The organism is Streptomyces sp. BR123, assembly GCF_013401435.1.
GTDB lineage: Bacteria > Actinomycetota > Actinomycetes > Streptomycetales > Streptomycetaceae > Streptomyces.
In genome coordinates this window covers 1-18,816 of the sequence record NZ_JACBGN010000134.1, presented here as the reverse complement: position 1 = coordinate 18,816, position 18,816 = coordinate 1, and the positions used below count along the sequence as shown (strand labels likewise).

The 18,816-nt window shown below is 72.3% G+C and carries 15 protein-coding genes, 1 pseudogene and 1 riboswitch; of the genes and pseudogenes, 13 read left to right on the top strand and 3 right to left on the bottom strand.

Going from position 1 to position 18,816, the window contains the following annotated elements; all coding sequences use genetic code 11:
* The 10 genes and pseudogenes from HYE82_RS20700 to HYE82_RS20655 all read left to right on the top strand — a co-directional run.
* Window positions 1-626, top strand: a pseudogene (locus tag HYE82_RS20700) (serine/threonine protein kinase); the annotation flags it as partial.
* Between the two features lie 389 nt (window positions 627-1,015).
* Window positions 1,016-1,642: a SurA N-terminal domain-containing protein gene (locus HYE82_RS20695; RefSeq protein ID WP_256987483.1), complete on the top strand. Its 627-nt coding sequence runs from the start codon at window positions 1,016-1,018 to the stop codon at window positions 1,640-1,642.
* Window positions 1,643-1,697: 55 nt separating this feature from the next.
* Window positions 1,698-2,711 carry a nucleoside triphosphate pyrophosphohydrolase gene (locus tag HYE82_RS20690; protein ID WP_179175609.1) on the top strand — a complete coding sequence of 338 codons (1,014 nt, stop codon included), beginning with the start codon at window positions 1,698-1,700 and terminating at the stop codon, window positions 2,709-2,711.
* Window positions 2,712-2,847: 136 nt separating this feature from the next.
* The gene (locus tag HYE82_RS20685) at window positions 2,848-4,122 is read left to right on the top strand and encodes a cytochrome P450 (RefSeq protein ID WP_179175608.1); all 1,275 of its coding nucleotides are present in this window, start codon (window positions 2,848-2,850) and stop codon (window positions 4,120-4,122) included.
* A 102-nt stretch (window positions 4,123-4,224) separates the two neighbouring features.
* Window positions 4,225-5,322, top strand: a complete 1,098-nt coding sequence (locus HYE82_RS20680) for a transglycosylase family protein (RefSeq protein WP_179175607.1) — start codon at window positions 4,225-4,227, stop codon at window positions 5,320-5,322.
* A 276-nt stretch (window positions 5,323-5,598) separates the two neighbouring features.
* Window positions 5,599-5,769, top strand: a riboswitch (cyclic di-AMP (ydaO/yuaA leader).
* Window positions 5,770-5,771: 2 nt separating this feature from the next.
* Entirely contained in the window at window positions 5,772-6,500 is a 729-nt protein-coding gene (locus HYE82_RS20675; protein WP_218782860.1) for a transglycosylase family protein, read from the top strand.
* A 308-nt stretch (window positions 6,501-6,808) separates the two neighbouring features.
* Window positions 6,809-8,095 (top strand): phosphopyruvate hydratase, encoded by a 1,287-nt coding sequence (gene eno / locus HYE82_RS20670; RefSeq protein WP_179175606.1) that lies wholly within the window; start codon window positions 6,809-6,811, stop codon window positions 8,093-8,095.
* A 135-nt stretch (window positions 8,096-8,230) separates the two neighbouring features.
* Window positions 8,231-8,719, top strand: coding sequence for a septum formation initiator family protein (locus HYE82_RS20665; RefSeq protein ID WP_179175605.1), 489 nt, complete (start codon window positions 8,231-8,233; stop codon window positions 8,717-8,719).
* Between the two features lie 88 nt (window positions 8,720-8,807).
* A complete protein-coding gene (locus HYE82_RS20660; RefSeq protein ID WP_179175604.1) occupies window positions 8,808-9,398 on the top strand; it encodes a DUF501 domain-containing protein in 591 nt (196 codons plus the stop codon).
* Window positions 9,395-10,366 (top strand): Ppx/GppA phosphatase family protein, encoded by a 972-nt coding sequence (locus tag HYE82_RS20655; protein ID WP_179175603.1) that lies wholly within the window; start codon window positions 9,395-9,397, stop codon window positions 10,364-10,366. The genes HYE82_RS20660 and HYE82_RS20655 overlap by 4 nt, the downstream gene beginning before the upstream one ends.
* A 64-nt stretch (window positions 10,367-10,430) precedes the next feature.
* Here the strand turns inward: HYE82_RS20655 and HYE82_RS20650 are convergent, their stop codons facing one another.
* On the bottom strand, window positions 10,431-10,700 hold the full coding sequence (locus tag HYE82_RS20650) for a type II toxin-antitoxin system RelE/ParE family toxin (RefSeq protein ID WP_179175602.1): 270 nt from the start codon (window positions 10,698-10,700) through the stop codon (window positions 10,431-10,433).
* Complete coding sequence (locus HYE82_RS20645; protein ID WP_179175601.1) at window positions 10,697-10,969, bottom strand: type II toxin-antitoxin system Phd/YefM family antitoxin; 273 nt, start codon at window positions 10,967-10,969, stop codon at window positions 10,697-10,699. The genes HYE82_RS20650 and HYE82_RS20645 overlap by 4 nt, the downstream gene beginning before the upstream one ends.
* Window positions 10,970-11,178: 209 nt before the next feature.
* Between HYE82_RS20645 and HYE82_RS20640 the strand changes: the two genes are divergently transcribed.
* From HYE82_RS20640 to HYE82_RS20630, 3 genes are all read left to right on the top strand, one after another.
* Window positions 11,179-12,048 (top strand): glycosyltransferase family 2 protein, encoded by an 870-nt coding sequence (locus HYE82_RS20640; protein ID WP_179175600.1) that lies wholly within the window; start codon window positions 11,179-11,181, stop codon window positions 12,046-12,048.
* A 637-nt stretch (window positions 12,049-12,685) separates the two neighbouring features.
* On the top strand, window positions 12,686-14,074 hold the full coding sequence (locus HYE82_RS20635; protein ID WP_179175599.1) for an NAD(P)/FAD-dependent oxidoreductase: 1,389 nt from the start codon (window positions 12,686-12,688) through the stop codon (window positions 14,072-14,074).
* A 314-nt stretch (window positions 14,075-14,388) separates the two neighbouring features.
* Window positions 14,389-15,852 (top strand): class I SAM-dependent methyltransferase, encoded by a 1,464-nt coding sequence (locus HYE82_RS20630; RefSeq protein WP_179175598.1) that lies wholly within the window; start codon window positions 14,389-14,391, stop codon window positions 15,850-15,852.
* A gap of 316 nt (window positions 15,853-16,168) precedes the next feature.
* Here HYE82_RS20630 and HYE82_RS20625 read toward each other — a convergent pair whose 3' ends face one another.
* A complete protein-coding gene (locus tag HYE82_RS20625) occupies window positions 16,169-18,724 on the bottom strand; it encodes an ABC transporter permease (protein ID WP_179175597.1) in 2,556 nt (851 codons plus the stop codon).
* Window positions 18,725-18,816: the final 92 nt, after the last annotated feature.

Sequence of the window (18,816 nt, the reverse complement as noted above, 5' to 3'; positions counted from 1 at the left end):
GCCCCTTCCTGCGCCCGCACGCCCCCTGGCCGGACCGGGCCGCCGCGATCCCGCCGCAGCCGACCGCGCCGCCGGCCCGGCCGGACATCCCGGCCGCCGTCGACGAGGCCCGCAGCCTCCTCGACCAGGGCCGCCTCACCCAGGCCGTGGACATCCTCGGCGGGATCCTGCCGGCGGCGGCCGCGGAGCACGGCGAGCACTCACCGGTGGTCCGCAGCCTGCGCAAGCAGTACGCGGCCACGCTCATGGACGACGGCCAGTACCGCCGGGCCCTGCCCGAACTGCGGCGCCTCGCCGAGGAGTTCCCGGCCGGCGACGCGCAGGCCCTGCGGTTCCGCTACGACGCGGCCCAGTGCCTGGAGCAGCTCGGGGAGCCGGCCGCGGCGCTGGCGGAGTACCGCTCGCTGCTGCCGATGTTCGAGAACCACTACGCGAACCCGGACCCGGGGCTGCCCCTGGAGGTCCGCCGCCGGATAGCGCAGCTGCTGCTGTCGCTGGGCGACCGGGCGTCCGCCCACGACACCCTGGCCCGGCTGCTGTTCGACGCGGAGCGGCTGCACGGCCCGGGGCACCCCTTCTCCGCCGAGGTCCGCCGCACCCTTCAGTGGCTGGGCCGGGTCCGCTGACTCAGCCGCATTCGCAGCCGCACCGACAGGCCGGCCACCGCCACGTCGAGCCGGCCGGCCGCGGTCCGGGCGCAGCGTGACCAGCGGGAGCGTCTCGGTGCGGGGCGGCCGTGGCGTCCCGCCGGGGCCGGGCGCCGACCGCGAAGAGGGCGCCGGTCACCGGTCGTCGACGGCGGCCGTCTTCGAGACGGTGACCCCGTACACCGCGAGGGCGATCTCCTGCCGGGGGAACAGGGCGCCGAGCGGCACGCCCGGGCACCACACGCGTACCGCGACACCCCGGGGAATCGTTGGTCGAACCGGTGGCTCGGGCCACCCGGACTGCATACCATCGATCACCGCACGGCCTTTGTGCACCGACGCACAATCTCCCGGCCCTGGAGGCTCCTTTGCACCGTCGCACTGCGCTCTCCGTCTCCGCCGCCCTGCTCGCGGCGGCCCCCCTCCTGTCCGCCTGCTCGGGCGAGGCACGCCCCGGAACAGCAGCCGTCGTCGGCGGCGAACGGATCACCACCTCCGCTCTCCAGGCCCAGGTGAACGACGTCCGCGCCGCCCAGAACCGGGCCGGCGAGGCCGCGGCCGGGCTGATCCAGTCCACGCCGGGCCTGGACCGGTCCAAGCTCAACAGGATGCTCCAGACGGCCGTCCTGGAGCGCGCCGCGAAGGACGCGGGCATCACCCTCAGCCGACGGGAGATCGAGGAGTTCCGGAACGAGCAGCTCCAGAAGGCGGGCGGCGCCGAGCGGCTGGAGGCCTCCGCCCTCGAACAGGCCCAGCTGGCTCCCGGCCAGGTGGAGGCGGACCTGCGCTTCAAGCTGCTGCGGGACAGGCTCTTCTCCCACTACGGCAGCCCGGAGAAGGCCGTGGAGCAGCTCGGCGCGGTCGCGCAGGCCCTGCGCATCGAGGTGAACCCGCGCTACGGGGCCTGGGACGCACAGCAGATCGCCATCGGGGACCAGGTCACCCCCTGGATCACCCGGCGGACCGGGCCCGGGCCGGCCCCCGCCGGAGCCTGAGCCCCCGGGGCCGGGGCCCCGACCGCGGGCCGGGGGAGGGAGGTAGGTTCGGAGAGTGAACTCCCACGCCGCCGCATCCACCCCCGAACCCGCTCCCGAGCCGGCGGACGAGACCGCCGTCGGCCGGATCGTCCTGCTCACCGCCAGCCACCGGGTCGCCCCCGGCCTGCTGTCCTGGCCGGCCTGGCAGACCCTGCACGCCGCGGACCGGGTGCTGTGCGCCGACCCGGAGCACCCGCAGCTGCCGTACCTGCGCGAGGCGGGTGTCGAGGTCGCCATCGACAGCCCGGACGCGCAGGACCTGGTCGATGCCTGCGCCGGCGGGCGCACGGTCGTGCTGATCCCGGCCGGCGAGGGCGACCGGCGGCTCACCGACGGCCTGGCCCGGATGGCCGGCTCCGGCCGGGTCGCGATGCCCGACCTGGAGCTGCTGCCCGGCTCGTACGACCTGCCCGGCGCGCGGCTGCTCGACCTGGTGCAGGTGATGGACCGGGTCCGCCGCGAGTGCCCGTGGACCTCGCGCCAGACCCACGAGGGGCTGGTCAAGTACGCGACGGAGGAGGCGTACGAGCTGGTCGAGGCCATCGAGGGAGGGGACCGGGAGGAGCTGCGCGAGGAGCTCGGCGACGTCCTGCTCCAGGTGGTCTTCCACGCGCGGATCGCCGAGGAGCACCCGGAGGAGCCGTTCTCCGTGGACGACGTGGCCGGCAGCCTCGTCGAGAAGCTGATCCACCGGCACCCGCACGTCTTCGGGGACGCCGAGGCGCGGACCGCGGAGGACGTGGCCGTGCACTGGCAGCGCACCAAGGCGGTGGAGAAGCAGCGGGAGTCGGTCACCGACGGGATCCCCCTGGGCCAGCCGGGCCTGGCCCTGGCCGCCAAGCTGGCCGGCCGGGTCCGGGCGGGCGGCGTGGCCGTGGAGCTGCCGGACGGCGAGGGCATCGGGTACGAGCTGCTGCGGATGGCGGCGCGCGCCGAGGCGGCGGGCGTCGACCCCGAGACCGCGCTGCGCGCGGCGGCCCGCGCCTACCGGGACGCGATCCGCGCGGCGGAGGGCGTCGGCGCGTAGCAGCAGGGGGCCGCCCGGCGCCGCGTCGTCCGGGCCGCGGGCCGGCAGCGGGTCAGCCGCGGCGAACGCCCCCGTCGGTGCCCAGCCGGGGAGGAGTCGCGGGATGGCGCTCCGGCGGCCGGGATACGGTCGACGGGTGCACGAGCCGACCCCCGCAGCCGCCGAAGACCCCGCTCCCGCCCAGGGCCCGACCCTGTTCGACTGGGAGTTCGCGACCGACCCCTACCCCGCGTACGCCTGGCTGCGCGAGCATGCGCCGGTGCACCGCACCAGGCTGCCCAGCGGGGTCGAGGCCTGGCTGGTGACCCGGTACGCCGATGCCCGCCAGGCCCTCGCCGACCAGCGGCTCAGCAAGAACCCGGCGCACCACGCCGAGCCGGCGCACGCCAAGGGCAAGACCGGGATCCCGGGGGAGCGCAAGGCGGAGCTGATGACGCATCTGCTGAACATCGACCCGCCGGACCACACCCGGCTGCGGCGGCTGGTGTCGAAGGCGTTCACCCCGCGCAGGGTGGCGGAGTTCACACCGAGGGTGCAGGAGCTGACCGACCAGCTCATCGACGCGTTCGCCGGTCGGGGTGAGGCGGATCTCATCCACGAGTTCGCGTTCCCGCTGCCGATCTACGCCATCTGCGAGATGCTCGGCGTACCGCGCGAGGACCAGGACGACTTCCGCGACTGGGCCGGGATGATGATCCGGCACGGTGGCGGCCCGCGGGGCGGAGTGGCTCGTTCCGTCAAGCAGATGCGGACCTATCTCGGGGAACTCATCCACCGTAAAAGGGATGATCTGGGCGATGACCTCATCTCCGACCTGATCCGGGCAAGTGACCACGGGGACCACCTGACGGAGGCCGAGGCCACCGCCATGGCCTTCATCCTGCTGTTCGCCGGCTTCGAGACCACCGTGAACCTCATCGGCAACGGCGTGCACTCCCTCTTCATGAACCCCGGTGAGCGCGCCCGCCTCCAGGAGTCCCTCGCCGCCGGGGAGCGCGGCCTGCTGCAGACCGGCGTCGAGGAACTGCTCCGCTACGACGGCCCCGTGGAGCTCGCCACCTGGAGGTTCGCCACCCGGCCGCTGACCCTCGGGGGCCAGGACATCGCCGTCGGCGACCCGGTGCTGGTCGTGCTCGCCGCCGCCGACCGGGACCCGGCGCGGTTCGCCGATCCGGACACCCTGGACCTCTCCCGGGCCGACAACCAGCACCTGGGGTACGGGCACGGGATCCACTACTGCCTGGGCGCCCCGCTCGCACGACTTGAGGGACAGACGGCACTTGCGACTTTGCTGACGCGTCTGCCGGATCTGGAACTCGCCGTTCCGTCAACTGACCTTCGGTGGCGGGGTGGTCTGATCATGCGTGGCCTGCGCACTCTTCCCGTCCGATTCACACCTCGAAACATCTGAACTCTTCCTGAAGGAAAGTCAGGTTCTTGCTCAACTTGTGACAATCGTTCGAAGGCGGCTAGGTTCTGCCGTTACCCAGTCGTTATGCGAAAGGTGCTGCCCATGCGTTCCGGGAACGGCCGCCACAGACGCCCCCGCCAGGTCCCCGCGATTGTCGTCACCGCCGGAGTCACCGGCTCCGCACTGGCCATGCCGCTGCTGGCCGCCACCGGTGCGAGCGCGGCGGAGGCCGCCACCTGGGACAAGGTCGCCGAGTGCGAGAGCGGGGGCACCTGGAGTGCCAATACCGGAAGCGGCGCCTACGGCGGGCTGCAGTTCACCCAGGAGGAGTGGAAGAACGCGGGCGGCGAGGAGTTCGCCGAGCGCGCCGACCTCGCGAGCCGGTCCCAGCAGATCGCCGTCGCCGAGCGCGTGCTCGGCTCCCAGGGCCCCGAGGCATGGCAGAACTGCGCCGCCCAGGCAGGGCTGGCCAAGGACGCCCCCGCCGCGGACGTGGACCCCGGCGCGAAGGGCCAGCACCGGGCCGTCGGCCAGACGCCGAGCCGCCCCGACGACAAGGTGCCCTCGAACGGCAACGGCTCCGGCAGCCGGCCCACGGACTTCGGCGCCCCGACCCCCGCGCCGGACTACACGATCCCGCCCGCGCCGACGGGGCCGTCCAGCGGACTGCCCGTCATGCCCGCGCCGGACGGTACGACCGCGAACCCGACGGTCCCGCCGGTGTTCCCCGGCGACCCGACCGCGAACCCGGTGACGCCGACCCCGACCGCACCGGGCACCCCCGGGACCCCGGGCACCCCGGGCACCCCCGAAACCCCGGGCGTCACGCCGGGCACCCCGGGAGCCTCCGCGCCCGGCACCCCGGGAGCCCCGAACCCGGGCGGCGGCCCGGCCGACCCGGCGAACGCCTCCGCCCCGTCGGCACCGGGCACACCGGGCACGCCGGGCGCACCCGGCGCCTCCACCGACCCGGGCGCCGTCCCGGACGTCACGGGCACCGGCAAGCACCGCGGTACGCCCGCCGTCGAGGTGTCTCCGGCCTCGTACACGGTCAAGGAGGGCGACAGCCTGGCGGCCATCGCGAGCTCCAACGGCGTGAAGGGCGGCTGGGGCGCGCTGTACAAGGCCAACGAGCAGGTCATCGGCGGTAACGCCGATCTGATCAAGCCGGGGCAGAACCTGGATCTAAGCCAGAAATAGGGGCAGTTCGGTCACCCGGAAAGCGTCGAATGCCCGGTTCGTTCAAATGAGACATGCGTCTCTTCCGGTCAACTGGCGTGTCCCGCCCGAGTGCTTGGGTAAACCCGGCCCTCACCTGCGCAAACACCCCGAAAACCAGCGCAAGTAGGGGTTCTCCCTCCCCGGTGTTCCTCGTTGAACATCGGGGAGGGACATGCCTACGGTCTGAATCGCTCGCCACCGCGGGCCCCTTCGACCGCATCGCCGAATCCTGCCGGCGGACGGGGGGAACACTCGTCGCGTCAAGCGCCGAAGGCAGGAGCGGGGGAACCAACGTAGGTGCCGGGAAGGGCCGTCGGAAGACGGCGCGGACCGGCTTGGGGTGAAGCCGCGCGTCACACCGCGCGACCGGGCAACTCATCTGCCCGAACCCGACAGCTCACCTCGCAGGCGTCGGTGAGGAGAACTCCATGCTGCTTTCGGGCAAGGGCAAGCACCGCCGCGCCACCGCCATCGAGCGGACCACCCGCATCGTGACGCTCGCAGGCGTCGCCGGTGTCGCCGTCGCCGCGCCCCTGATGACCGCGGGCACCGCCTCCGCCGCCACGGCCTCGGAGTGGGACCGCGTCGCCCAGTGCGAGTCCGGTGGCAACTGGTCCATCAACACCGGCAACGGCTACTACGGCGGCCTGCAGTTCTCGGCCTCCACCTGGGCCGGGTACGGCGGCAAGGCGTACGCCGCGCAGGCCAACCAGGCCACCAAGGCGCAGCAGATAGCCATCGCCGAGAAGGTCCTCAAGGGCCAGGGCAAGGGCGCCTGGCCGCACTGCGGCAAGGGCCTGTCCAACTCGTCGTACACCGGCGGCGGTTCGACCACCACCAACAACAGCACCACCACCAAGTCGACCCCGAAGTCGTCGACCCCGAAGACCGAGACCAAGAAGACCCAGCCGCAGAAGATCGAGACCAAGAAGGCGCCCTCGCGCACCGAGGCCCCCGCGACGCGGTCCGAGCGCTCCGAGGCCTCCGCCCCGAAGACGGGCAACGGCTCCTACGAGGTCAAGTCCGGCGACACCCTCGGCACCATCGCCGAGGCCCACAACGTCAAGGGCGGCTGGGAGAAGCTCTTCGAGCTCAACAAGGACATCGTCTCCGACGCCGACCTGATCTTCCCCGGCCAGAAGCTGAAGCTCGGCTGAACATCCCGCGAAGCCCCGCGTGCGTAGGCCGCGCGGACTGACGCGAAGGTCACCGCACGTGTGAAGCCCACCGCCCGGCGCGTATCCCCCCCACGCGCCGGGCGGTGGTGCGTGCGCCCCCGACGGCGGTCGGTGGCAGCCCGAATGAGGGTCCGTATGTCCCGGAAGCGGGGTATTCGGGCCCTTTTTCGTCCCAGGACCCGGGCGGTCGGCTGGCCGACAGCCCGGAGCCGGTTAGGCTCTAGGCGGCAAGGCCGGCCCACGGCCTGACCCGCCACCGCACACCCAGCGTCACATCCCAGAAGGAGATGCTCGTGCCGTCCATCGACGTCGTCGTAGCCCGGGAAATCCTGGACTCCCGAGGCAACCCCACGGTCGAGGTCGAGGTGGGCCTCGACGACGGCAGCACCGGCCGTGCTGCCGTTCCGTCCGGCGCCTCCACCGGTGCCTTCGAGGCCATTGAGCTCCGCGACGGCGACCCCAACCGCTACATGGGCAAGGGCGTGGAGAAGGCCGTTCTCGCGGTCATCGAGCAGATCGGCCCGGAGCTCGTCGGCTACGACGCCACCGAGCAGCGCCTGATCGACCAGGCCATGTTCGACCTGGACGCCACCGACAACAAGGGCTCGCTCGGCGCCAACGCCATCCTGGGCGTCTCCCTCGCCGTCGCACACGCCGCGTCCGAGGCCTCCGACCTCCCGCTGTTCCGCTACCTCGGCGGCCCGAACGCGCACCTGCTGCCCGTTCCGATGATGAACATCCTGAACGGCGGCTCGCACGCCGACTCCAACGTGGACATCCAGGAGTTCATGATCGCGCCGATCGGCGCCGAGTCCTTCTCCGAGGCCCTGCGCTGGGGCGCCGAGGTCTACCACACCCTCAAGAAGGTCCTGCACACCAAGGGCCTGTCCACCGGCCTGGGCGACGAGGGCGGCTTCGCCCCGAACCTGGAGTCCAACCGCGCCGCGCTCGACCTCATCGTCGAGGCCATCAAGCAGGCCGGCTACACCCCGGGCAAGGACATCGCGCTCGCGCTCGACGTCGCTGCGTCCGAGTTCTACAAGGACGGCAAGTACGAGTTCGAGGGCCAGTCCCGCTCGGCCGCCGAGATGACCGAGTACTACGCGGAGCTCGTTGCCGCGTACCCGCTGGTCTCCATCGAGGACCCGCTGTTCGAGGACGACTGGGCCGGCTGGAAGACCATCACCGACAAGCTGGGCTCCAAGGTCCAGATCGTCGGTGACGACCTCTTCGTCACCAACCCCGAGCGTCTGGCCCGCGGCATCGAGGAGGGCTCCGCCAACGCCCTGCTCGTCAAGGTGAACCAGATCGGCTCGCTGACCGAGACTCTCGACGCCGTCGAGATGGCCCAGCGCAACGGCTTCAAGTGCATGATGTCGCACCGCTCCGGTGAGACCGAGGACGTCACCATCGCCGACCTCGCCGTCGCCGTGAACTGCGGTCAGATCAAGACCGGCGCCCCGGCCCGCTCGGACCGCGTCGCCAAGTACAACCAGCTGCTGCGCATCGAGGAGATCCTCGACGACGCCGCGGTGTACGCGGGCCGCAGCGCGTTCCCCCGCTTCAAGGGCTGACGGGCCCCTGAGCCTCCGTACGTCCCCGCACCCGGTCCCGTACCGTGTGCGGGGACGTAGTGCGTAGTGCGCAGCGCGGGTTGTGCAGTGGCCGAGGGCGCGCGTCGGCGCGCGGACAGCAGGGGAGGCGGAACAATGGCCCGGAACACGGATCGGTTCTCCACCTTCTCCACCGCGACCAGGCTCAAGCAGCTCGGCGAGCGGACCGCCGCCCACGTCTACCGCTCCCAGAGCCGCCGCCAGGTCCGCCGCAGCCGGCTGACCGGGCGGGCCGCCCTCCTGGTGCTGGTCCTCTGTACGCTGGTCGTCGCCCTGGCGTACCCGATGCGCCAGTACGTCTCCCAGCGCTCGGAGATCGCCGCGCAGCAGCGCGCGGCCGCGGCGGCCGGCAAGCGGCTCGAACGGCTCCGCGACGAGAAGGCCCGCTGGCAGGACGATGCGTACGCGGAGCAGCAGGCCCGCAAACACTTGCACTTCGTACGCCCGGGCGAGATCAGCTACATCATGAACGACCCCGGGGCCGAGGCGGCGGAGCAGCGGCGCACCGGACAGGCCGGGTCCGACCGCCCCTGGTACTCGAACGTCTGGGACGGCGTCGACAAGGCCGACCGCCCCGGCGACTGACGCCACCACCGGCAGCAGCACCAGAGCACCGGCAGCACGAGAGCACCACCCCACCCACACCACAAGAACGAAGAGACTTCCTCCAGGCATGCAGACGCCCCCGCCCCAGACCGACCGGACCGAGCCGACCGACGCGGACATCGAGGCGTTCGAGCAGCAGCTCGGACGCCCGCCGCGCGGGCTGCGCGCCATCGCCCACCGCTGCCCCTGCGGCCAGCCCGACGTGGTCGAGACGGCCCCCCGCCTCCCCGACGGCACACCCTTCCCCACCCTCTACTACCTGACCTGCCCGCGCGCCGCCTCCGCGATCGGCACGCTGGAGGCCAACGGCGTGATGAAGGAGATGCAGGCCCGCCTCGCCGAGGACCCCGAACTCGCCGCCGCCTACCAGGCCGCGCACGAGGACTACATCCGGCGCCGCGACGCCATCGAGGTACTCCAGGGCTTCCCGAGCGCCGGCGGCATGCCGGACCGGGTGAAGTGCCTGCACGTGCTCGTCGGCCACTCGCTGGCCGCCGGCCCGGGCGTGAACCCGTTCGGCGACGAGGCCCTCGCCATGCTGCCGGAGTGGTGGGCGAAGGGCCCGTGCGTCACCCCGTGCGGCGGCGGCGACCAGGCCGCGACCGCGGACGCGACCGCGGACGCGGAGCCGACCGGGCAGAAGGAGCCGGAGGCGTGACCCGGGTCGCGGCCGTCGACTGCGGGACCAACTCCATCCGCCTGCTGGTGGCGGACCTCGACCCCGCCACCGGCGAGCTGGTCGAGCTCGACCGGCGGATGACGATCGTCCGGCTCGGCCAGGGCGTGGACAAGACGGGCCGGCTGGCCCCGGAGGCCCTGGAGCGCACCTTCGCGGCCTGCCGCGAGTACGCCCGGGTGATCAAGGAGCTCGGCGCCGAGCGGCTGCGCTTCGTGGCGACCTCGGCCTCCCGCGACGCCGAGAACCGCGACGACTTCGTCCGCGGGGTCGTGGAGATCCTGGGCGTCGAGCCCGAGGTGATCTCCGGCGACGAGGAGGCGGAGTTCTCCTTCATCGGCGCCACGAAAGAGCTGACCGGCACGGACCACATGGACAAGCCGTTCCTGGTCGTGGACATCGGCGGCGGCTCGACCGAGTTCGTCGTCGGCGAGGAGCACGTCCGGGCGGCCCGCTCCGTCGACGTGGGCTGCGTCCGGATGACCGAGCGCCACCTGGTGGTCGACGGCACGGTCACCGACCCGCCGACCGCGGATCAGATCGCCGCCATACGGTCCGACATCGAGGCTGCCCTGGACCTGGCCGAGCAGACGGTCCCGCTGCGCGAGGCCCGCACCCTGGTCGGCCTGGCCGGCTCGGTGACCACGGTCGCCGGGATCGCCCTCGGCCTGCCGGGGTACATCTCCTCTCAGATCCACCACGCCCGCGTCCCGTACGCGACGGTCCGGGAGGTCACCGAGCGGATGCTGACCACGACCCACGCCGAGCGGGCCGCCATCCCGGTCATGCACCCGGGCCGGGTCGACGTGATCGGCGCCGGCGCCCTGGTCCTCCAGGCGATCATGGAGCGCATCGGCGCGACGGAGGTCGTCGTCTCGGAACACGACATCCTGGACGGCATCGCGATCAAGACCGCAGAAGAGGTCGAGGCCGACAAAAGGCGGGCCTGACCTGCCGAATCGCTGAACGACGGTGCTCCGGTCGGCTGACCGGAGCACCGTCGTCGTGCCGGACTCAGACAGTGCGGTAGACGTCGCGCCGGTCGCCGACCTTGACGACGAGGATGACGAGCTCGCCGTCCAGGACCCGATAGGCGATCCGGTAACTGCCGACCCGGAGCCGGTAGAGGCCGGACGGTCCGGTGAGCTTCTTGACGTCGGCGTCCTCGCTGTACGGATCGTCTCCCAGCGAGGTCAGTGCGGCGAGGATGCGCATCGCGGCCGGCTTGTCGATCGCGCGAAGCTGCCGTTGCGCCGCGGTGGTGAACCGGAACGCGTACTTCACGCCGCTCCGTCACCCCGCTCGCTGAACAGGTCGGCCAGCAGCTCGGCCATGGTCACGGTCGGCCCGCCTTCGGCCAGCACGGCCTCCGCCTCGCGTGCGAGCAGTTCGTCGGCCGCCTCTTCGAGTGCGTTGAAGTCCGCGATGGGAACCAGGGCGGCCACCGGGGCGCCGTTGCGGGTGATTACGGTCGGAGCGCCCTGCTCCGCCCGGTTGATGTGGTCCGCGAGATGGGCACGGGCTTCGCGCACGGTCACAGCGTTCTCACTCATGACAGTAGTGTACGCGTGAATGTGTACACGCGTCGGGCAGCGCGAGCAGGGTGATCGGCGGGCACCCCGCTCGTTGGGCAGGTCGGCGAGCTGTTCGGCCAGGTGGCGGCGGCCCGGTACGGCAAGCGCGGTGCGGCCTGTGCGGCGAGCCGGGACCGGCACGCCAGCGAACTGCTGAGGAACCAGGCGTGAGAGGAGCAGGCAGCGCAATGCCGAAGATCGGGGTTGTGGTCCTGACCATGGGCGACCGGCCCGCAGAACTGGAGGCCCTGCTGGACTCGGTGGCCGCTCAGGAAGGCGATCCGGCAACCGTCGTGGTCATCGGCCAAGGCGTGAAGCTCCCACCCCTGCCGGACGGAGTGGACGGCGTGGAGCTGCCGGAGAACCTGGGCATCCCCGGCGGCCGGAACGCCGGCGTGCGGTGGCTGCGCGAGCGGGGCGGAGTGGACGTCGTGGTGGTCCTGGACGACGACGGGCTGCTGCCCCGCACCGACGCCTTCCGGCTGGTCCGGGAAGCGTTCGCGGGCAGGCCGCGCCTGGGTGTCGCGGGTTTCCGCATCGCGGACGAGTCGGGGGCGGGTCAGCGCAGGCACGTCCCCCGTCTGGGCGGCAGGAACCCGCTGGTGTCCGGGCCGGTGACGACCTTCCTCGGCGGCGGCCACGCCATCCGCATGAGCGTGATCGACCAGGTGGGCGACTTCCCCGCCCGGTTCTTCTACGCCCATGAGGAAACCGATTTCGCCTGGCGGGCGCTGGACGCCGGATGGGAGATCGACTACCGGGCGGACGTGGTGCTGCAACACCCCCGCACCGAGGCGTCCCGGCACGCGGTCTACTACCGCAACACCGGCCGCAACCGGGTCTGGCTGGCCAAACGGCACCTGCCCGCGGTCCTCGTCCCGGTCTACCTGGCGACGTGGGCCGCGTACACGCTTGCGCAGCGGCCCCCGCTGTCCGGCCTGGCCGCCTGGTGGGCCGGCTTCTTCGAAGGGGTGCGGGTGCCGTGCCCGCCGAGGCGGCCCATGCGGTGGCGGACGGTATGGCGGATGACCCGACTGGGCCGCCCCCCGGTGATCTGACGCCCCGAGTGCCGGGGCACCTCGGCCGAGGCGCGCCGCTGATCGGGGGTGCCGGCCTGCGGCGGACAGAACGGTCGCAGCGTCCTGCTCGGCGCGGTCGATGTGGTCCGCGAGGCGGGCACGCGCCTCACGTACGGTCACTGCGTTCGGCTGGAGCGTACGCGCCGATTGCAGGGCCGTGTGGCGGATGTCGAAGGCCTTGGGCGGGGGCGTGGGCGGCCCGGGCGCAGAGGAATGTAAGGGGTGCAAGGGGCTGGAGGGGCCTTTATGAGGGTCTTGGGCTCCTGCCCCCGAAGAAAGTTCGTGAAGTTCTTCACAAGGAAAAAGGCCCGGTCGGGTCAAGTGGAGGGCCGTTCGGGGGGTTTGCGGGGGCCGCAGGTCCTTTTTGTGTGCGCGTCGGTGCGAAGCGGGGAAGGCGCCGCGGATGGCCGGTGTGTATACGCGGCCCCGGTGGTCCACCCCGCTGACGTGCTGGGAGGCCAGTTCAGGGCGGGTGAACAACGAATCCCGTTACACCTTGGTTCCCGTCCCGCACCATGACCTGGGTCACGTGGGCGGCGCAGTGTAGCAGAGGCCCTGTCGGTTCTTGTGAAGGGGCTCACGAGCATCACCCCTGGGGGTGCTGGATACTCGTTCCATGAGCACCACGGAGCGTCCCAGGATCCTCGTTGTAGGAGGTGGGTACGTAGGCCTGTACGCGGCCAAGCGGATCATGAAGAAGATGCGCTACGGCGAGGCGACCGTCACGGTCGTCGACCCCCGGTCCTACATGACCTACCAGCCCTTCCTCCCCGAAGTGGCCGCCGGCAGCATCTCGCCGCGGCACGTCGTCGTCCCGCTGCGACGCGTGCTGCCCAAGGCTGAGGTCCTCACCGGCCGGGTCACCACCATCGACCAGGACCGCAAGGTCGCCGTCGTCACGCCGCTCGTCGGCGAGGCGTACGAGCTGCCCTTCGACTACCTGGTGATCGCGCTCGGCGCCGTCTCCCGCACCTTCCCGATCCCCGGCCTCGCCGAGCAGGGCATCGGCATGAAGGGTGTCGAGGAGGGCATCGGCCTGCGCAACCACGTCCTCGAGCAGCTCGACAAGGCCGAGTCCACGACGGACGAGAACGTCCGCCGCAAGGCCCTCACCTTCGTCTTCATCGGCGGCGGCTTCGCCGGCGCCGAGACGATCGGCGAGGTCGAGGACATGGCCCGCGACGCCGCCAAGTACTACTCCACGATCAAGCGCGAGGACATGCGCTTCATCCTGGTGGACGCGGCCGACAAGATCCTCCCCGAGGTCGGGCCCAAGCTCGGCACCTGGGGCAAGGAGCACCTCGAGTCCCGCGGCATCGAGATCTACCTCGGCACCTCCATGGACTCCTGCGTCGACGGCCACGTCGTGCTGAAGAACGGCCTCGAGGTCGATTCCAACACGATCGTGTGGACCGCGGGCGTCAAGCCCAACCCGGCGCTGGCCCGCTTCGGCCTGCCGCTCGGCCCGCGCGGCCACGTCGACACCGCCCCGACCCTGCAGGTCCAGGGCACGGACTACATCTGGGCCGCGGGCGACAACGCCCAGGTCCCGGACGTCGCCGCCCGCAAGGCCGGTGTCGAGAACGCCTGGTGCCCGCCGAACGCCCAGCACGCGCTGCGCCAGGCCAAGGTCCTCGGCGACAACGTGGTGGCCGGCATGCGCGGCTTCCCGCAGAAGGAGTACGAGCACTCCAACAAGGGTGCGGTGGCCGGTCTCGGCGTCCACAAGGGCGTTGCGATGATCGTCATGGGCAAGACGAAGATCAAGCTCAAGGGCCGTCTCGCCTGGTACATGCACCGCGGCTACCACGGCCTGGCCATGCCGACCTGGAACCGCAAGATCCGCGTCTTCGCGGACTGGACCCTCGGCATGTTCCTCAAGCGTGAGGTCGTCTCCCTCGGTGCTCTGGAGACCCCGCGCGAGGAGTTCTACGAGGCCGCCAAGCCCGCTCCGGCCCCGGCCGCCGCGGCTGCCGCGCCCGCCGAGAAGGCCAAGGCTTCCTGACCGGGCCCTGACCTGACCGGCCGTACGTCGCGTACGGCGCGTACGTCCTGCACGTCCCCGAAGGGGCCGTCCGCCATCCGTGGTGCGGGCGGCCCCTTCGGCGTTCCCGGCGAGCGGCGGCACCCCCCCGCGCCGAGCCGCCGCCGGGCCGCCGCCGGGCCGCCGCCGGGCCGCCGCCGGGCCGCTGCCGGGCCGCCGCCGGGCGGGCGTTCCGGTGTCGGCGTTACGGCCTCCGGGGGGCCTGGCGGCCGGTACCGCATGCCGCCGACGGAAATGGGTAAGCCGTTTCGTCGGATGGTTTGGAGGTGCCGCCGATGACCGACGCCGCGCCGCGGCTGGCCGTTGTGGCCGAGACCCTGCTGGGTGCCCCGCTGCCCGTCCGGATCCGGGCCTGGGACGGGAGCGAGGCCGGACCGCCGGCCGGGCCGGTCCTGGTCCTGACCCGCCGCCGAGCCCTGCGCCGGATCCTGTGGCGGCCCGGCGAAATGGGCCTGGCCCGCGCCTGGGTGGCCGGGGACATCACCGTCGACGGGGACCTGTACGAACTGCTGGACCGGGTGGCCGGCCTGCTCTGGGAGCGGGAGACCGCCGCCCCGGCCGGAACCCCGGCAGGACCCCCCGCCGGAACCCAGGTCGCGGTGGTCCCGGTCGCGGGCGCGGTCCCCGGGATGCGGCCGCCGGCCCGCCGCACCGGCCTGGCCAAGGTCACCGCCCTGCGCCCGACCCTGCCGAAGCTGTCCCTGGGCGCCGCATCGGACGGGCCGGCCGGCGCCGCGGCGAGGCTCCGCGACCCCGCCGCCCGAGCCGCCGTACGCGACCTGGTGACCCTGGCCCGGCCCTGGCCGGCGCCGGCGCCGCCGCCCGAGGAGGCCGTCCGCCGCGGCGGGGCGGCGCACAGCAAGGACCGCGACCGGCAGGCGGTCAGTCACCACTACGACGTCGGCAACGAGTTCTACGAGCGGGTCCTCGGCCCCTCCATGGTGTACTCCTGCGCCTACTGGAGCCCTGGCTCCACCCTGGAGCAGGCCCAGCGGGACAAGCTCGACCTCGTCTGCCGCAAGCTGGGCCTGCGCCCCGGCGACCGGCTCCTCGACGTCGGCTGCGGCTGGGGCTCCATGGCCCTGCACGCGGCCCGCGCGTACGACGCCCGCGTCACCGGCATCACGCTCTCCCGCGAACAGGCCCTGTACGCCCGCAAGCGGGTCGCGCAGGAGGGGCTGGCGGACCGGGTCGAGATCCGGGTGCAGGACTACCGGGACGTCAAGGACGGCCCGTACGACGCGATTTCGTCCATCGGCATGGCCGAGCACGTCGGCGCCGACCGGTACCGCGAGTACGCCCTCATCCTGCACGGCCTGCTCGCCCCCGGCGGCCGGCTGTTGAACCACCAGATCGCGCGCCGACCCGAGCCGGACGAAGGCGCCTACCGCGTCAACGAGTTCATCGACGCGTATGTCTTCCCCGACGGGGAGCTCTCGCCGCTCGGCACGACCGTCGGCGAACTGGAGCGGGCCGGCTTCGAGGTCCGGGACGTGGAGGCCCTGCGCGAGCACTACGGGCTCACCCTGCGGGCCTGGGTGGACCGCCTGCAGGAGCACTGGGAGGACGCCGTACGGCTGACCTCGCCCGGCCGGGCCCGGGTGTGGCTGCTGTACATGGCGGCCTCGGCGCTGGGCTTCGAGCGGGGCCGCCTGGGCGTCAACCAGGTACTGGCCGTGCGCCCGGGGGAGGACGGGGCGTCGGGGCTGCCGTTGCGCCTGCGCACCTGGGGCACGTAGGCGCGTGGGCGCGCAGGGCCCGTACGCCCGTACGGGAGGGGCCGCGGGGTCCGCTCCCGCGCGGACGGGCCCCGCACGCGGACGGGCCCCGGGGCGGGTGCCCCGGGGCCCGTGCGGCTCCCTCGCCCGGTCGCGCCGGCGGCCGGGGCGTTGCCCGAGACCGGGTTCCTGTCCGGGCGGCTGATCACCGGGGCGAGGAAGGCCGACGACCGGTCCCGGCCCGGCGACGTCCGGGCCGTCCTCGACCGGCAGGAACCCGCCGGGACGGTCGGACGACCGGGGTGGGGCTCCCCGCCCTCGGGGCGGGGAGCGGACCTCAATCGGTCTTGATCGCCGTCAGCATGTTCAGCTTCGCCGCGCTGCGCGCCGGCCACATGGCGGCCATGACTCCGACCACGGCGGCCAGCAGCAGGAAGACGCCGATCCGGTCGAACGGGATGACCAGCTCGTAGTTCGGGATCGTGGACTTGAAGGTGCGGCCCAGCGCCCAGGCGAGGAAGGTGCCGAGGCCGACGCCGAGCACCGCGCCGAAGAGGGAGATGACCACGGCCTCCAGGCGGATCATGTTCTTGACCCGGCCCTGGTTGAGGCCCACCGCCCGCAGCATGCCGATCTCCTGGGTCCGCTCGAACACGGACATCGCCAGGGTGTTGACGACGCCGAGGACCGAGATGATCAGGGCCATGCCGAGCAGGCCGTACATCAGGTTCAGCATCATGTTGATCATGCCGCCCATCTCGTTGCGGATGTCCTGCTTGTCCGCGATCTTGATGGCGGGGTTGTCGCCGAGGGCGTCGATGACCTTCTGCTCGTTGGCCTTGGACTCGCCGCCGGCCATCTTCACGAAGACCTGGCGGATCTGCGGCTTCTCGCCCTCCGCGACGGGGACCTGCTTGACGTCCAGGACGTACGGGGAGACGAGCTCGCTCTCCTCGTAGATCGCGGCGACCTTCAGGGTCTTCTTGGCCGGGGCGCCGTCGAAGGCGGCCTCGAAGGTGCTGCCGACCGTGAGCCCGGCCTTCTTGGCGGTCTTGTCGGCGACGGCGACCTGGCCCTGGGCCAGGCCGGCCACCGAGCCGCTGACCACCTTGAAGTTGACGAGCTTCTCGATGGCCGCCGGGTTGACGCCGGAGGCGGAGTGGAAGCGGCCGTCGGAGCCCTTGAAGTACGCGGACTGCTGGCCGGAGACGGCCGAGACGCCCTGCGTCTTCTCCAGCGCGGTCAGGACCGAGGGGTCCAGGTCGCCGCCGCTGGCCATGGTGAGCATGTAGTCGGCGCGGATCTGGTCCGTGGTGGAGCGGTCGACGGACTTGCCGACGGTCACGCCGAGCACGGTCAGGCCGGTGACCAGGGTCAGGCCGATGGTCAGCATGCCGGCGGTGACACCGGTGCGGCGCGGGTTGCGGACCGCGTTGCGGGCGGCCAGGTTGCCGGCGACGCCGAAGGCCCGGTTCAGCAGCGGGCGGACGACGGCGATCAGCGGCCGCGAGAGCATCGGGATCAGCACCGCGACACCGATGAGGGTGAAGAAGGCGCCGCCGCCGATGATCCAGCGGCCGGTCTCGCCGCCCTTCGAGGAGCCCCACAGGATCAGCGCGAAGCCGATGCCGGTCAGGACGCCGCCGATGCTGTTCAGGACCACCAAGCCCTTGGCGCTCTGCGGCAGGTGGGCGCTGCCCATGGCCGCGACCGGCGGGATCTTGGAGGTGCGGCGGGCGGGCAGCCAGGCGGCGAGCACGGTGACCTTCACCCCGACGAGGATCGCGGTGACCACGGCGGTCGAGGAGACGACCAGCGGGCCGGCCGGGATCTTGGCACCGAAGCTGTCCATGCCGGAGCGCAGGCCGACGGCCAGGAGCACGCCGAGGGCGAGGCCGAGGGCGGAGGCGAGGACGCCGACCAGCAGGGCCTCGCTCAGCACGGACCGGCGGACCTGGCTGCGGGTGGCGCCGACGGCGCGGAGCAGGGCCAGCTCCTTGGTGCGCTGGGCGACCAGCATGGTGAAGGTGTTGTAGATCAGGAAGATGCTGACGAAGAGCGCGATGAAGCCGAAGGCGAGCAGCCCCGTCTTCATGCCGCTCATGCCCTTCTCGATGTCCTTGGCGTTGCGTTCGGCGAGGGCGGTGCCCGTCTCGGCCTTGGCGTCCTTGCCGACGATCGGGGTGATCTCGGAGAGCAGCTTTCCGGCGTCGGCACCGGGCTTGGCGGCGACGGCGAGCTCGGAGTAGTAGCCGGGGGCCAGGTAGAGGTCCTGGGCGATCTTGGCCTCGAAGAGCACGAGCGAGCCGCCGGCGTTGACCGCGCCGTCCTCGGTGGTGAAGACGCCGGAGAGGGTGTACTCCTTGACCGGGCCGTTGGTGGCGACGCGGATCCTGTCGCCGACGGAGTAGCGGCCGGCCTGCGCGGAGGCGCGGTCCAGTGCGACCTCGTCGGCCTTGGCCGGGCCGTGGCCCTCGGTGAAGGCGTAGCGGGGGTCCTTGCCGTCCTTGACGGGGGCGAAGTTGGCGCCCTGGTTGGCCCAACCGGTGCCGATCAGCTTGCCGTTCGGGTCGGCGACGCCGGCGAAGCCGGAGACCCGGCCGGAGACGGAGTCGACGCCGCCCAGCTTGGAGATCTTGTCGAGGGTCTGCTGGCTGATGCCGGGCTCGCCCTCCTCCTTGGTCCCGTCCTCGGCGCGGCCGGGGCCGTGGTGGGTGACGGAGACGGCGACCCCGTCGTAGCTCTTGCGGGACTGGTCGGACATCGCCTTGCTGACGGTGTCGGTGAACACGAACGTGCCGGACACGAAGGCGACGCCGAGCATGACGGCGAGCACCGTCATCAGCAGGCGGGCCTTGTGCGCGAGCACGTTGCGCAGGGCGGTACGGAACATGGGGAATCCAGGAGTCGTGGTGGTTCGCCGGGAGGGCGGGCAGGAGACGCGGGCCGGGCGGCGCGGGGCGTGCGCGGGCGGGAGGCGGGAGG

Bases quoted from the DNA above. Each gene is read 5' to 3' on its own strand.
- eno (WP_179175606.1), top strand. From the start codon at position 6,809: ATGCTCGTGCCGTCCATCGACGTCGTCGTAGCCCGGGAAATCCTGGAC.
- HYE82_RS20675 (WP_218782860.1), top strand. From the start codon at position 5,772: ATGCTGCTTTCGGGCAAGGGCAAGCACCGCCGCGCCACCGCCATCGAG.
- HYE82_RS20660 (WP_179175604.1), top strand. From the start codon at position 8,808: ATGCAGACGCCCCCGCCCCAGACCGACCGGACCGAGCCGACCGACGCG.
- HYE82_RS20630 (WP_179175598.1), top strand. From the start codon at position 14,389: ATGACCGACGCCGCGCCGCGGCTGGCCGTTGTGGCCGAGACCCTGCTG.
- HYE82_RS20640 (WP_179175600.1), top strand. From the start codon at position 11,179: ATGCCGAAGATCGGGGTTGTGGTCCTGACCATGGGCGACCGGCCCGCA.
- HYE82_RS20635 (WP_179175599.1), top strand. From the start codon at position 12,686: ATGAGCACCACGGAGCGTCCCAGGATCCTCGTTGTAGGAGGTGGGTAC.
- HYE82_RS20645 (WP_179175601.1), bottom strand. From the start codon at position 10,969: ATGAGTGAGAACGCTGTGACCGTGCGCGAAGCCCGTGCCCATCTCGCG.
- HYE82_RS20625 (WP_179175597.1), bottom strand. From the start codon at position 18,724: ATGTTCCGTACCGCCCTGCGCAACGTGCTCGCGCACAAGGCCCGCCTG.
- HYE82_RS20665 (WP_179175605.1), top strand. From the start codon at position 8,231: ATGGCCCGGAACACGGATCGGTTCTCCACCTTCTCCACCGCGACCAGG.
- HYE82_RS20680 (WP_179175607.1), top strand. From the start codon at position 4,225: ATGCGTTCCGGGAACGGCCGCCACAGACGCCCCCGCCAGGTCCCCGCG.